This is a genomic window from Intestinimonas sp. RTP31139st1_F5_RTP31139_211217 (genome assembly GCF_040226735.1).
Lineage (GTDB): Bacteria > Bacillota > Clostridia > Oscillospirales > Oscillospiraceae > Intestinimonas > Intestinimonas butyriciproducens.
Genome location: NZ_JBCOAQ010000008.1, coordinates 17,258 through 31,025 on the forward strand (window position 1 = coordinate 17,258; position 13,768 = coordinate 31,025).

At 53.4% G+C, this 13,768-nt stretch carries 11 protein-coding genes and 2 pseudogenes; 6 read left to right on the forward strand and 7 right to left on the reverse strand.

The window, feature by feature from the left end:
• The gene (locus ABUA09_RS07635) at positions 1-495 is read right to left on the reverse strand and encodes a phosphoadenosine phosphosulfate reductase (protein ID WP_502880751.1); all 495 of its coding nucleotides are present in this window, start codon (positions 493-495) and stop codon (positions 1-3) included.
• Between ABUA09_RS07635 and ABUA09_RS18335 the strand changes: the two genes are divergently transcribed.
• Entirely contained in the window at positions 475-681 is a 207-nt protein-coding gene (locus tag ABUA09_RS18335; protein WP_502880752.1) for a hypothetical protein, read from the forward strand. The genes ABUA09_RS07635 and ABUA09_RS18335 overlap by 21 nt on opposite strands.
• Before the next feature lie 95 nt (positions 682-776).
• Here ABUA09_RS18335 and ABUA09_RS07640 read toward each other — a convergent pair whose 3' ends face one another.
• The 5 genes and pseudogenes from ABUA09_RS07640 to ABUA09_RS07660 all read right to left on the reverse strand — a co-directional run.
• Positions 777-2,828, reverse strand: a complete 2,052-nt coding sequence (locus tag ABUA09_RS07640) for a C40 family peptidase (RefSeq protein WP_349949248.1) — start codon at positions 2,826-2,828, stop codon at positions 777-779.
• Between the two features lie 35 nt (positions 2,829-2,863).
• Positions 2,864-3,814 carry a DNA-methyltransferase gene (locus ABUA09_RS07645; RefSeq protein WP_349949249.1) on the reverse strand — a complete coding sequence of 317 codons (951 nt, stop codon included), beginning with the start codon at positions 3,812-3,814 and terminating at the stop codon, positions 2,864-2,866.
• The gene (locus tag ABUA09_RS07650; protein WP_349949250.1) at positions 3,811-6,222 is read right to left on the reverse strand and encodes a VirB4-like conjugal transfer ATPase, CD1110 family; all 2,412 of its coding nucleotides are present in this window, start codon (positions 6,220-6,222) and stop codon (positions 3,811-3,813) included. Before ABUA09_RS07650 ends, ABUA09_RS07645 begins: the two co-directional genes overlap by 4 nt.
• The gene (locus tag ABUA09_RS07655; RefSeq protein WP_349949251.1) at positions 6,176-6,574 is read right to left on the reverse strand and encodes a PrgI family protein; all 399 of its coding nucleotides are present in this window, start codon (positions 6,572-6,574) and stop codon (positions 6,176-6,178) included. The genes ABUA09_RS07650 and ABUA09_RS07655 overlap by 47 nt, the downstream gene beginning before the upstream one ends.
• A 21-nt stretch (positions 6,575-6,595) precedes the next feature.
• Positions 6,596-7,189 (reverse strand): annotated as a pseudogene (locus ABUA09_RS07660) (VirB6/TrbL-like conjugal transfer protein, CD1112 family); the annotation flags it as partial.
• A gap of 454 nt (positions 7,190-7,643) precedes the next feature.
• Here ABUA09_RS07660 and ABUA09_RS07665 point away from each other — a divergent pair.
• On the forward strand, positions 7,644-8,210 hold the full coding sequence (locus tag ABUA09_RS07665; RefSeq protein ID WP_279204475.1) for a DJ-1/PfpI family protein: 567 nt from the start codon (positions 7,644-7,646) through the stop codon (positions 8,208-8,210).
• 94 nt (positions 8,211-8,304) lie between these two features.
• On the opposite strand, the gene ABUA09_RS07670 is transcribed toward ABUA09_RS07665, so the two are convergent.
• On the reverse strand, positions 8,305-10,146 hold the full coding sequence (locus ABUA09_RS07670; RefSeq protein WP_349949252.1) for a DUF4368 domain-containing protein: 1,842 nt from the start codon (positions 10,144-10,146) through the stop codon (positions 8,305-8,307).
• Positions 10,147-10,570: 424 nt separating this feature from the next.
• Here ABUA09_RS07670 and ABUA09_RS07680 point away from each other — a divergent pair, with 424 nt between their 5' ends.
• The 4 genes and pseudogenes from ABUA09_RS07680 to ABUA09_RS07695 all read left to right on the forward strand — a co-directional run bounded on the left by ABUA09_RS07680 (position 10,571) and on the right by ABUA09_RS07695 (position 13,676).
• Complete coding sequence (locus ABUA09_RS07680) at positions 10,571-11,515, forward strand: DUF6017 domain-containing protein (RefSeq protein ID WP_002604485.1); 945 nt, start codon at positions 10,571-10,573, stop codon at positions 11,513-11,515.
• A 36-nt stretch (positions 11,516-11,551) separates the two neighbouring features.
• Positions 11,552-12,025: a PcfB family protein gene (locus tag ABUA09_RS07685; RefSeq protein WP_002604484.1), complete on the forward strand. Its 474-nt coding sequence runs from the start codon at positions 11,552-11,554 to the stop codon at positions 12,023-12,025.
• Positions 12,022-13,035: pseudogene (locus ABUA09_RS07690) on the forward strand (type IV secretory system conjugative DNA transfer family protein); the annotation flags it as partial. The gene ABUA09_RS07685 and the pseudogene ABUA09_RS07690, both read left to right, overlap by 4 nt.
• Before the next feature lie 296 nt (positions 13,036-13,331).
• The gene (locus ABUA09_RS07695) at positions 13,332-13,676 is read left to right on the forward strand and encodes a TIGR04076 family protein (RefSeq protein ID WP_058117398.1); all 345 of its coding nucleotides are present in this window, start codon (positions 13,332-13,334) and stop codon (positions 13,674-13,676) included.
• The last annotated feature ends 92 nt before the right edge of the window (positions 13,677-13,768 follow it).

Below are 13,768 nucleotides of genomic sequence, written 5' to 3' on the forward strand. Positions count from 1 at the left end.
TTACTCCTTTCCATAACGCTCTTTCCAAGCGTAGCTGCGCCCTAAACCTTTCACTTTGATAAGGTGGGGCATGGCGTTTTCCTCAATGGCAATCGCCCGCCGATACAGGTCGGGGTATTGCTCTTTTAAGGCTTCAACTTCCTGCCGCTTCATGCTGGGGCAGAAAAAGCAAGAGGATTTTCCCGGCTGCGGCAAACCCGCCGCTGCGATCTCCCGGACGCAATCGCTCCGGCTCCACCCCCATTGTTCAATCAGGGGATAGATGTTGTGATATTTCTTATCGGCTTCGTCGCACTTGCGGGAATGTTCATACCGCTTCACTTCGCCAGCGTCATAGCCGATATAACGGTTTACCCTTTCACCCCGCGCCCATACCTCCCGGCATGGGGCATAGTTGTTGCAAAACTTTGCCTGCGGCCCGATCTTGTGCTTTTGGGAACACCGCTTATAGCCATAGGCGATAGAGGGCAGCGTATGGGAACGCAAGCACTCCATTTCAAGGGTCAGGCGGTTGCCGTAGCGGTCTACATTCTCCACAACGGTAATCTGCGGCATATCGTGGGCGGCAAGCCACTCATTCATTGTCACAATGAATTGATAGGTGTGGGGCTGCTCCGCGCCTGTGTCCGCAAAGGTGATAAGGTCAACGGGGATATGGTGATTGTAAAGGCCAACAAGTAAGGCGGCACTATTCGTGCCGCCCCCAAAGGAAACTATATTGATTTATCGCACCTCCATTTTTGATGTTTTTTCATATCGGTATTTCACTTGCAGCGTCAATCCCAATTCATCAGGCCGTAGCCGCGAATGACGCTGCTCCCAAGGGGATAGCTCTTGATTTTACAGGCGTCGCCGGAATTACCCTCGACGGTATAGACGCGCTCCCCGTCGGTGCCGATCACAATGCCTACATGGTCGGCGTCGCCGGAGTTGTCCCAATCAAAGAAAATCGCGTCGCCGGGGGCAATGTTGGTATAGTTCCTGTCGCCCCATTGTCCATGAGAGGTAAACCACGCCATACCGCCGGACGTGCAGCCAGCAAAGCGCGGTTCGGATAAGCCCATCTGATTGTAGCACCACGAAACGAAACAGGCGCACCACTCGACACGCCCATTAAAGCCGTACCAGCTCCAATAGGGATAGCCGCCCACGTTCCCCACCTGTGACTTTGCAATGTCCACCACAGCCGTATTGCCGGGGCGCGTCCCATTGATGAAGTGAACGCCGCTCAAATCCTCGGACGGGGTGCCGTTCGGGGAGCCGCCGCCAAAGACAAGGGGCTTGTTGCCGCTTGTTTCCAGATACACCCGGAACATATCAAGCTGCTCCGGCGTTAAAAGGCTGGGCGCAAGCGACGATATGGGCGTATTTGTCAGGGACACATTGAGGATATAGTAGTTATAGGGGACTTGGACGGTATAGCTGTTGCCCTCGCTGTCCGTCCGGGTTTCTGTGCGGTAGCGCACTTCGACGGTGGGCGTCACAGTCAGGGTGTATTGCTTATCAAAGACGCGCTGCAATTCTGCCTGTGCGCTTGCGGGGGTGTAGCTCTGCAAAAGGGCGGTCAGGTAGGAAGCCAGCTCGTGGGGGTTGTGGAAAATGTCGTCAAGGTCATAGCGGTATTCGTCGTAGCCCGGATAGGTGCTTTCGATGTTGTCTATCTGGCTTTGCAGCGCGGCTTCCTTTCCGGCATAGGTGTTCTCCACCGCCACAAGGTCGCTGTCCTCCGATGTGTAGGACGTACCCAGCACCCCGTTTATGGTGCCGGAGAAGATAGAGGAACAGGACGACAGGCCGGAGAAGATCATCACAGACAGCAGCAGCGCGGCGACGGCGACGATTACGCCTACCGGGTGCCGCGCCACAAAAGATACGGTTTTCCTTGTTTCCTCGGCTGTCTTTTTCGCCGCCTTGCGGGTGTTCTCCGCTGCCTTTGCCGCCGTAGCCGCGCCGCCCTTTTTCATGGCCTTTGCATACTGCCGCTTGATACGCTGCTTCTGCATGAAGCGGGAAGCGGGGTTGGACGCGGCGATCTGCGGGTTATCCTGCAACGCCTTTTGGTACAGATAGTTGACGTTGGCCTTTTCTGCCGCCTTTTCCGCTTTTGCCGCCGCCCGGTAGGGCTTGAGTTTGTGGCTGCGGTAGCCCTCCTTGACTTTCCGCGCCCCGTATTTCAAGCCCTTTTCCGCTGCTTCCTCGGATTTGTGCGCACCCTCCACGCCGGAATTATCCTTTTCAACGGAATGTACCTTGTTGTGGACGAAAATACCCGCCTCCTGTGCGGGGCGGGACAGCGGATTGTGCTTTTCCTTGAAGCCGGGGGGCTTGTCGTGTTCCTCAAAGCGTAGGCGGGTCTTGCCCTTGCCCGTAGCTTCGTCAAAGGTACGTTCCCGCACCAGCTTCTTTTCTTTGGGGATAGCCGCCCTTGCAGCGTCCAGACGGTCAGCGGCCTTGTCGGATTTCTCAATATACTTGCCAAGCTCCGGTGTACTGCGTTCCTCGTCGGTAAATTGCAGACGTGACGATCTCGCCCCCGCCGCGCTTTCCCGCTGGGCTTTCTGCACCGCCTTTTTAGACGCTTTCCGGGTCTGCGCACCCTCCAAACGCTCTATGACGCGCTCGGCGGTGGCGGTGTCCTCCCTTGCGGGAGTAACAGGCAGACGGGGCAGCGGGGCGGCGTCGGCGGCTATGGGGTCAAGCTGTGCCGCCGCGTCCTGTGCAGCCTGCTGCTCCGGCGTTTTCTGAAAATCCGCGTCCTGCTCCCGCTGGCTGATACGCTGGGTCGTCTGTTGGGTTTCGTTGACTTCGATAGCCCCGTCGCGGGTCATTTTCTGCGTGACTTTATCGCGAGGTTTATACTGTTTTATGGTGCTTCACCTCCAATCCGCGCCCTCGCAAGGGCGCAATACTCACTGTTCAGCTCAATGCCGATATAGCGGCGGTTAAGTGCTTTCGCCGCAAGCCCCGTCGTGCCGCTGCCGAAAAAGGGGTCAAGGACAACGCCGCCTTTGGGACAGCCCGCCAAGATACAGGTTTCCGCCAGCTTCGACGGGAACGCGGCAAAATGCCCGCCCTTGTAAGGGACGGTATTTATCAGCCACACGTCCCGCCTGTTTCGCATGGTGGGGATAAGGGCGGGGTCGTAGTAGCCGCCGCTCCTTGCTTTGTTTAAGCCCTGCACTTTGCCCTGTCCCGGTACCTCTGCGGCGTACTTGCTGCTTGCGCTGCGGCTGGATTTGTACCTCGCCGCCGTTTTGGGGGCGGTCGGCTCCGCAACGGCGGCGGCGTCATAGTAATACTGCTTTGACTTCGTAAGCAGAAAGATGTGTTCATAGCAGCGCGTGGGGCGGTCTTTCACGCTCTCCGGCATGGGGTTGTCTTTCTGCCAGATAATATCGCTGCGCAGATACCACCCGTCGGCGCGTAGGGAGAACGCCAGAAGCCAAGGAATCCCGATCATGTCCTTGTGCTTGCAGCCCGCCGCTGTCCGGGCAAGAGAAAAGCCCTGTCCGTTGCGGCCTTTGGGATATTTGGGGTCGGTGTAGCTGCCCTTGCTGCCTGTGCCGCAGTAGGTGTCCGAGATATTCAGCCAAAAGGTGCCGTCCGAACGCAGTACGCGCTTTAGCTCATGGAAAACCGCCGTCAGCCGTTCTATGTACTGCTCCGGCGTGTCCTCCCGCCCGATCTGCGCGTCAAGCCCATAGTCCCGCAAGGCGTAGTAGGGCGGCGACGTTACCGCGCAATGGACGCTTTCGGCGGGAAGCTCCCGCAAGGCGCACAGCGCGTCCCGGTTGATGATGGTGTCCGCTGTCATGCGCCGCTCACTTCCTCCGGCTTCGTCGTCATAACGCGGTACAACTCCGTATCTTTCGGGAAGCGGTCTACAAAGGGAAGAATGACATTGCCGTAGAATAAAAGCCCCTCGCCCGCTTCGGTGTGGGTAACGTACTTCATCTGCTGGGGGGAAATATTGAGCTGCTTTGCAAGGATAGCCCGGTCGCCTGCGGCCTGATTGAGCATGAGGACAAAATCGCTGTTTTCAAAGATGTTTTCCACTTCCCGGCTGCTCAAAAGGTCTTTCACGTTCTGCGTGATGGCTGTCGGTATGCCGCCCCATTTGCGAAAACGCTTCCAGATTTCAACGGAATAGGCGGCGGTCTGGTCCTCTTTGAGAAGCAAATGAAACTCGTCCATGTAGTAGCGGGTGGACTTCTGTTCGGCGCGGTTGACGGTGACGCGGTTCCACACCTGGTCTTGCACAATGAGCATACCCAGCTTTTTAAGCTGCTTGCCGAGCTGCTTAATGTCAAAGCAGACAAGGCGGTTTGAAAGCTCCACGTTGGTACGGTGGTTAAAGACGTTCAAAGAGCCGGAAACGTACAGCTCCAACGCCGCCGCGATACGCGCCGCTTCCGGCTCCGGCTGCTTCAAAAGCTCATTGTAGAGGTCGCCCAAAATAGGCATTTTCTCCGGGTCGGGGTTGGCAAGGAACGGACGGTAGACGCTGCGCACAGCCCGGTCAATGACGGTCTTTTCGACGGGCTGCAAGCCCTCCTTGCCGCCTACCACCAACTCGCACAGGGAAAGAATGAAGTCGGATTTCAGCGCAAGGGGGTTGTCGTCCTCGCTGTAATTGAGGTTTATATCCATCGGGTTCACATACTGGCTGCTGGTGGGGGAAATGCGTACCACTTGCCCGTGAAGCCGCTGCACAAGGGGGTAATACTCCGCTTCGGGGTCGCAGATGATAATATCGTCGTCGGTAATCAGGAAAGCGTTTGCCATTTCCCGCTTTGCTGCAAAGGATTTGCCGCTTCCGGGCGTACCAAGGATTAGCCCGTTCGGGTTTTTAAGCTGCTTGCGGTCACACAGAATCATGTTGTTGCTAAGGGCGTTCAGCCCGTAGTACAGGCTTGCTCCCGTCTGGAACAGCTCTTGCGTGATAAAGGGGATAAAGATAGCGGTGCTGCTGGTGGTAAGCCCTCTTTGAATGGGGATAAGGTTCTCCCCAAGGGGGATAGAGGACATAAGCCCCGCTTCCTGCATATAGTCAAGGCGGGTCAGCGCACAGTTGTATTTCTGCGCGATACCCGCCGCCGCGAACACGTCATTGTCCAGCTTCCTCTTTGTGTCCGCCATATTCACCACAAGGAACGTGAGCAAAAACATTCTTTCATTCCTGCTCTGTAAATCCTGCAAGAGATTTTTCGCTTCGCTGCCGAACGTGGCAAGGTCGGACGGAATAATGTCCATGTCGTAGCCGCTTCGGACAGCTTTCTTCTGTTCCTCGATCTTCATTTTGTCAAGGTCGGTGATCTTGCGCTTGATGGTCTTGATGGCTTCGGTCTGGTCGATACTGCGGATATGCAGATTGACGATAACGCCTGTTTCAAGGTCGAGAATGTCCGCAAGCATACGGTCATTCAGCTCCGGCGCAAGGATTTCAAGGAAGCTGACCGCGCCCAGCTTGCGTCCCATGCGGAACGTGCGCCCCTCGCCAAAGCGGAAAGAGGACGGCGCGATAAAGTCCTTTGTGTTAAGCCCGGACGGTGCCAGCCAGTCCCAAGAGAAGCGGAACGGTTCGCCCTCCGGGTGGAAAACGCCGTGTAGGGTCTGCAAGCGTTCATAGCCTGTCTGCGGGCGGGCGGTCACGCCCAGCACCTTAAAATTGTTCAGCACATCGGTTTCAATGCGGGAAAGCCGCGCCTTTGCCGCCGCAAGGTTATCCGCTTCGATGGAGAACGTGATATACTTCTGCTTCACAAGGCCGTTGTTGCCCTTTTCAAGCTGGTTTTTCAGCATAGCCGCGTACTCGCTGCGGATAGAGTTGAAAGTGTCGTCCTGCGTGGGAATGTCGATAGCCTGCTGCGCCCTTTCCCGCTGCGCCCCCTGATTGATGAAAGAGAACTGCACCGAAACGGAAGCGTCAAAGTAGTTGAGGAAGTCGCACCAGTTTTCAAAAATGGCGGTCTTGTCGTCGGCCTGCGCAAGCTGATAGTTTATATCCTCAAACGCGGTACTCTTTGAATACCGCTTATCCGAAACGCGGCAAATCCCATCCGGGTACATTTGCAGATAGGGGATCGTCTGCTGGGCGGTGTGGGGCTTGCCGTCGCCCTTTGCCTTTTGGATAATGGCGGCGATCTCTTTCTTCTCTGCGCGGGTCAGCTTCTGTTTAGCCCCGGCGGGGGCGGCTGCTCCTGTGTTTTGTGCCTTTGGCAATCGCTGATACCTCCTTTTCAAGTTTCCGCTGCTTTTCCAAGACAGCGTACAGGTTTTCGGTCTGATAGGGCCGCTCCTTTGGACGGATAAACTTTGTTTCCGCAATGTTTCGGATTACCGTTTCAAGGGGCTGCCCGTGTTTTTCGTACATGGCAAAGAGGAAACAGGGGAGCATGACGGCGCACATCAACGCCGCCGCAACGGTCGTCCCGGTGCTTCCTTTGAGCAAAAAGAAAAGCGGCAAGCCCATAGCGAGGGCCGCCGCAAAGCAAACGATCTGCCGCTTTGTCAGGTTAAGGGCAACTCTCGTTTTTACCTTTGTTAAGTCTTTGGGTACGGGTACATACGCCAAGTGATAACCTCCTTTCCCGCCTTAATGGGCGCTAAAGATGGATTTTGCCAACGCGCCGGATTTGAACAGGGAGAAGCAGAGGATAACGGTATAGGCTGCAAGGGAGAATATCGCGCTGTGCAGATTGTCCGCTATTATCATGCTGTTTACCAAAACCGCGTAAATGCCGACGCATATCATAATCAGAAAGCCCTGAAATCCGAGGGCAATAAGGGATTTGAGGTAGTTGTTTCCAATCTGCCCCCACTCCCGGTTTGTCATAGTTGCGAATGGGATAGGCGCAACCGAGCAATACAGGTATATTTCTATCATTCTGCCGTACAGGATAACCGTTATCAGCACCGACATGATTTTCATGCACAGGCTGACAAGGCTTGTTTCCATGACGAGCAATAAGAGTTCGGGGACTTCCATAGCGTCAAGCCCGGCCTGCATGGACGATAGGGCGGCGTCCACGTCTATATTCGTGCTGCCGCCGATCACGCCCGCCGCGCCGGAAACGACGTGCTGCGCCATATCGAACACAGCCATAGTAATATCAAAGGTGTGGGTGACGAGATACACCGCCACCCACGCCTTGAAAATCCACTTGAAGAACATGAACGTATCAACGTCCGATGAATATTGTCAAGACGGTTTTTCAAATGAAAATGTAAACACTTTACGAACGAGCCGGATTCACAGAGATTTTCAGGCAAAAGGACTTGAAATCCGGTGAGAAAAATCAATGCTTGCCGGATTCGTGAAGTATCTGCCGTCTGCGTGTATGGATTGCACCATTCCGCGATTCACGGCATCGTGCAGCCAGTACGCGGCTTCGCGCGGTCTTTTGCGGTTTAGCTGGTTATCGTCCGATTCCGTGAAGTGCAAAGGTGTGTCCTGCGTACAGGGCATCGAATGTTGCGCTCAAAATCGTCAGAAATGGGAAAAAGCCCTGTGCCACGTTCAACACGCAGTACAGGGCTAAAGTTGGATTAAAGCTGTTGAAATAGGTGGATTTGTTCACAATACTATGCTATAATTTGAATGAGATTTTTAGAGAATTGGTGAGTTGTGGAGGTGAACACAAATGAAGTATTTAGTTTTATTAGCAGGCTGTGGCCTCGGTGATGGTTCATGTATAGAAGAGGTAATTCTGACGTATGTAGCGCTTGATAAATATGGGTGTGATTACACTCCTGTCGCAGAAGATGTTTCCATGCAGTCTGTTAACCACCTGACAGAGCAGATAGCAGAAAAGCGGAATATCCTTATAGAAGCAGCCCGCATCGGTAGGGGACGCATTAAAGATATTCATGAGGTTGATTTTGCAGAATACGATGCATTGATCATACCCGGTGGAATCGGTTTATTGAACAATTATAGAGATTCCAATGTGATAAAAACGTGCGTCACACATTTTATCAGCGAAAAGAAACCTGTCGCTGCCATGTGTGCGGGAATCGACTTTCTCCGCCGCTTCTATGGAAGTGATCTATTGGCGCGTGAGATGGAAGAACTAACTGCTGAAAAATTCTGCTTTGATGCTGAAAATAATGTTTATTACACGCCTGCTTTCAGAAAAACCAACAATAGCTATACGGCGCTATTAGGCGTCGATTCAATGATTTGTGCGTTGAAGATCAAGCAGAAATAACTTGATGATATCCGGTGTGTAAGCATCTGCTCAAAACGCAAAAACCCCCCGCACTATGCGTCCTGTAAACGCACGGTGCGGGGTGTTCGTTCTGTTATGCGGCTTTCGTCAGATACACGATCCCGGCAGCTAAGTCCACGCGGTCAACGTCATATCCAGCGTTGTAGATGGTATTGGAAAGCGGCCTGTCCTGTGCCGGATACCAGTAGGAAGCGTACTTGTACGCCGACTTGCAAAGCGGCTTGCCGGTCAGTTCCTCCACCTTGTAGAATGGCAACGCAATCGCTTCTTCGCCCTGCGCGGAGAGATAGTCCCCAATGGGTGCAAAGCTGGAATTGCTGGCAACATGAAGCGTTTTCGGGGCTTCTGGCGCGGCTTCCGGTTCTTCCTCCGGCAGCGTCACCTTGCCGATGAAATTGAAGTAAATCTCGATCTGCTGGTCATACTGATAGCGGTTAATCTTCTTGCGCTCGTAGACGATTACCTTGTCGATAAACTCATTGAGCATGGGCGTGGTCAGCTCGGTAAAGTCCGTATAGCGGTCTACCAGTTCCATGAAGCGGTCAACATTGACGCTTTCTTCCTGCTCTGCGTTCATCTGCTCCATCAGTTCGGCGCTGCGCTGTTCAAGCTGTGCCTGTTCTGCTTCATACTGCGCGGAGAGCTTTGCGTGCCGCTTTTCCGGCAAGCGTCCGAGGGCGTAGTCCTCATAGAGCTTTTGCAGCAGCGTGTCCAGCTCGTTTGTGCGGCGCATGATACGGTCAATCTCCGTCCTGCCGCTTTGCAGACTGCGCTTTCTCGCGTCGGAGGTGGTCTGCATCACAAGCTGCTCAAAATCCTCCTTGTTGGCTCTGGCATAGGTCGCAACATTCCGCAGCGCGTCCAGAATCAGGTCACGGACGATCTCCGAGCGGATAAAGTGAATGGTGCAGGAGGTCGTTTTCTTGCGGTAGGAAGCACAAACGTAGTTGTCCTTCGGGGCCTTGTGGTATGCGTCCCTATCGCTGCGCTCGTTATACATTTTCGCGCCGCACTCGCCGCAGTAGAGCAGCCCGGTCAGTGGATTCGGCTCTTTATTGCGGTCACCGCGCCGGATCGTCCTGCGGAGCTTCTGCGCGGTTTCCCATGTGGTCTTGTCAATGATGGCTTCGTGGGTGTTCTCAAAGATTTTCCAGTCCTCTTTGGGAGCCTGCTTGCGGTGCTTGTCCCGGTAGCAAGTCTTGAAGGTCTTGAAATTGACGGTATGCCCCATGTACTCTACACGGGCGAGAATGTAGCTCACCGTCGTACCCCACCAGCGGTAGGGATCTTCAAACTTGTTGTTCCTGCGGTTGCCAACGCCCTTTGCGGCAAGATAGGCAGACGGGCAAAGCACCTTTTCCTCGGACAGAATATCCGCGATCTGGTACACACCCTTGCCGTCAATGACCATACGGAAGATGCGGCGCACAACGGCGGCAGCTTCCTCGTCGATGATCCAGCGCTGTTTGTTCTCCGGGTCTTTCAGATACCCGTAGATGGGATGATTGCCGGTGTGTTCGCCCTTGTTTCCCTTTGCCCGATAGACGGCGCTTACCTTCTTAGAGGTATCACGAGCGTAAAAATCGTTCATGATATTGAGAAACGGCGCGAAATCATTCTCGGACTGATTGGCGCTGTCCACGCCGTTATTGACGGCAATGAAGCGAACGCCGTTCTGCGGGAAGGTGACCTCCGTGTAGAAGCCCACACGGAGATAGTCACGACCCACGCGACTGAGGTCTTTGACCAGGACAATGCCCACCTTACCGGCTTCAATGTCGGAAATCAACCGTTTCCAGTCTGGACGCTCAAATAATGAGGTGTGATAGCGATAGCGGCAAAAAGCTAATAAAATCAATGGTTTTGCGGACAGCGGATAGACAGGGAATGTGTTAAAAACTGAATACGCACACAAACGGCGTTACCTTAACCCCTTTGGGGGAGAAAGTAACGCCGTTTTTTTATGCCCGCAGGAAAGGAGGTGCAGCCGGAATGTATTTCACAAAGGGCAAGCAGCGGGCGTTTGAATTGCTCATGCAGCAGAAGCCGGGATTTGACCGCTATCAATCCGGTTGTGCCGGAGATGATGAAGATTGCGGCACTTGCCGTTTCTACCGCCCCGGGTGGAAATATGAGTTTTGCGTTTTCAAAGAGTGTCCCTATTGCCCCGGCAAAAGGACGCGGAAAACGCACGCCAGCATGGACAAATAGACGGGCAAAAGCCCTTGTGCCATGCGGCTTTGCAGACGCGAAAACGGCAAAGGGCATATTGCAATACCAAAACAGCCGAAAACGGCTTTCTAATTGTCCACGCATACCAAGAGAGGAAGTGAGGAAATATGGCAGTTTTCAGAGTGGAGCGAAATACGGGATATACCGTTATGAGCAACCACCACTTGCGAAACAAGGAATTGTCCTTAAAGGCAAAGGGCTTGTTGTCGCAAATGCTTTCGCTGCCCGAAGATTGGGATTATACCCTTGCGGGCTTATCCCATATCAACCGGGAGAAGATCGACGCAATCCGCGAAGCGGTAAAGGAACTCGAAAAAGCCGGATATATCGTGCGCAGCCGGGAGCGCGACGAAAAGGGACGCTTGCGGGGCGCAGATTACGTCATATACGAGCAGCCGCAGCCGCGAGAGCCGGAAGCAGCTACCAGCGGCGGACAGCCGCCTATATTGGATTTACCTACATTGGAAAATCCAACATTGGATAATCCAACGTTGGAAAAACCTACGCAGGAAAAACCTACGTTGGAAAATCCAACGCAATTAAATAAAGATATATTAAGTAAAGAACAATCAATTACTGATTTATCAAGTACCGATTCCATTCCTTTCCATTCCCTAAACCCCTTGCCCTTTGCGCATGGCGAAGCGGCTACGCCGCCGGAAAGGAAAAGAACGGAAGCGAAAAGCAATAGCGCAGTAGAGATTTACAGGGAGATTATCAAGGACAATATCGAATACGACCATCTCATTCAAAACTGCAAAATTGACAAAGACCGTTTGGACGAGATTGTTGACCTTATGCTGGAAACCGTCTGCACAGCCCGAAAGACAATCCGTATTGCCGGGGACGACTACCCCGCCGAATTGGTGAAATCCAAGTTTTTGAAGCTGAACAGCAGCCATATTGAGTTTGTTTTGGATTGCATGAGGGAGAACACAACCAAAGTGCGCAACATCAAGCAGTATCTAAAAGCGGTGCTGTTCAACGCGCCGAGTACCATTGACAGCTACTATACCGCCCTTGTCAATCACGACTTATACGGCGGCGAATGAGCATAGCCGCACTTTACCGGGAAAGGAGTTGATACCTTGCAGGAGGAAGTAACCCAAAAAACGATTGCCCTATACGTCAAAGTGGGAAAAGGCGCGGCGCGGCTTACCGAACAGGCGTTACAGAAAGCAATCCAAAAGTTTTTGGAGCAGAAAAGCAAACCCGCGCATGGGAAACAGACCATGCGGCAGCTTATGAAGCAGAACGCGGGTGTTTCCAACATCGAGATCACCGACAGCAATATTAAAGCCTTTGAGAGTACGGCGAAGAAATACAACATAGATTTTTCGCTAAAAAAGGTTAAGGGCGAGCAGACCCGTTACCTTGTGTTTTTCAAAGGCCGGGACGCGGACGTTATGACCGCAGCGTTTCAAGAGTTTTCCGCAAAGAAGCTGAACCGGGAGAAAAAGCCCTCTATCCGCAAAGCCCTTGCCGCTGCAAAGGACAAGGCGAAGCAGCTTAACGCCGCCCGCGACAAGGTAAAGAAAATGGACAGGGGGCGCGAGATATGAAGCAGATCAACTACAAAAAGCTGATACTTCCGAATATCCCCTATGTGTTCTTTGTCTATCTCTTTGATAAAGTCGGACAGGCGGTGCGGCTTGCCCCCGGCGCGGATATTTCTGCAAAGATACTGAATATCACACAAGGATTTTCCGCAGCCTTTGAAAACGCCTTGCCGAGCGTTTACCCGTTGGATTTGCTTGTCGGCATTGTCGGTGCGGTGATTATCCGCTTGATAGTCTATGTCAAAGGGAAAAACGCGAAGAAATACCGCAAGGGCGCGGAGTACGGCTCTGCCCGATGGGGAAACGCCGAAGATATAAAGCCCTACATAGACCCGGATTTCCAAAACAACATCATTTTGACGCAGACGGAACGGCTTACCATGAACAGCCGCCCGAAGCAGCCGAAGTACGCGAGAAATAAGAACGTCGTCGTGATCGGCGGCAGCGGCAGCGGAAAAACAAGATTTTTTGTCAAACCTAATCTAATGCAGCTTCATTCCTCTTACGTCTTAACCGACCCGAAAGGTACGGTTTTGATTGAGTGCGGGAAGCTGCTGCAACGGGCGGGCTACCGCATTAAGGTACTGAATACGATTAACTTCAAAAAATCTATGCACTACAACCCCTTTGTGTATATCCGCAGCGAGAAAGATATTTTGAAGCTGGTAAATACGTTGATAGCGAATACCAAAGGTGAGGGAGAAAAAAGCGCGGAGGATTTTTGGGTAAAGGCAGAACGGCTTTTGTATTGCGCGTTGGTGGGCTACATCTGGTACGAAGCCCCCGCCGAGGAAATGAACTTTATTACCCTGTTGGAACTTATCAACGCCAGCGAAGCCCGCGAGGACGACGAGGAATATCAAAGCCCCGTCGATTTGCTGTTTGCCGACTTGGAAGAACGCGACCCCGACCATTTCGCGGTGAAGCAGTACCGAAAATATAAATTGGCGGCGGGAGCTGCGGCACGGCGTTCAGCCCCTCGTTGTGCTCCGGCGCAATCTCCCGCAAATCTTTTTTTGTGAAAATATGGTCGTGGCTGGGGGACAGAAACGGCATGAAGTATTTGTCCGCCTTTTTAAAATAGCGGCTGTGGGCCTTTCGGTAAAGATAGCTGGTCACGCCCTCCATCGGGGCGGCATAATAGCGCATGGAGGTTCCCCTTTCATCCGTTGGTCCTGGGCTTTGGCGCGAGGCCTGCCCGGCGTTGCCCCTGATTATACCACCCCGACGCAGTCCTTTCCATACCCGGTTGCATCCCCCGTCCGCTGTCTGATATAATTAAAAAAATAAACGGCGAGGGGGTCTCACTATGAAGGAAGTTAAGATCACGGTACTGAAAACCACCTTGGACCGGGAGCTGGCTGCCGAATACGGTGTGGAGGGTCTGACCGCCTGTCCCATGATGAGAGCCGGCCAGGTCTTTTATGCCGACTATGCAAAGCCGGACGGTCTTTGTGACGAGGCGTGGAAGGCCATTTACCAGTATGTCTTTGCCCTGGCTCACGGGGCGGGGACGGAGCTCTTCTATTACGGCGACTGGATCAGGACCCCCGGCGTTGCCATTTGCAGTTGTAACGACGGGCTCCGCCCCGTCATCTTCAAGCTGGAGGCCACTGAAACGCCGTCTCAGATGGAGTATGCGCCCGTCCGATAATTTCCGCTATCATCTATGAGGCGGTCGGCCCGCCGCGCAGCCTTTGCGGAGGACTCTCAAAAACCGACGGGCCCCGATGCCGGAACGGCATC

Excerpts from the sequence above, each read along its gene's own strand:
- ABUA09_RS18335 (WP_502880752.1), top strand. The coding sequence starts at position 475 with ATGGGAACGCAAGCACTCCATTTCAAGGGTCAGGCGGTTGCCGTAGCG.
- ABUA09_RS07635 (WP_502880751.1), bottom strand. The coding sequence starts at position 495 with ATGGAGTGCTTGCGTTCCCATACGCTGCCCTCTATCGCCTATGGCTAT.
- ABUA09_RS07640 (WP_349949248.1), bottom strand. The coding sequence starts at position 2,828 with ATGACCCGCGACGGGGCTATCGAAGTCAACGAAACCCAACAGACGACC.
- ABUA09_RS07645 (WP_349949249.1), bottom strand. The coding sequence starts at position 3,814 with ATGACAGCGGACACCATCATCAACCGGGACGCGCTGTGCGCCTTGCGG.
- ABUA09_RS07665 (WP_279204475.1), top strand. The coding sequence starts at position 7,644 with ATGAAGTATTTAGTTTTATTAGCAGGCTGTGGCCTCGGTGATGGTTCA.
- ABUA09_RS07680 (WP_002604485.1), top strand. The coding sequence starts at position 10,571 with ATGGCAGTTTTCAGAGTGGAGCGAAATACGGGATATACCGTTATGAGC.
- ABUA09_RS07695 (WP_058117398.1), top strand. The coding sequence starts at position 13,332 with ATGAAGGAAGTTAAGATCACGGTACTGAAAACCACCTTGGACCGGGAG.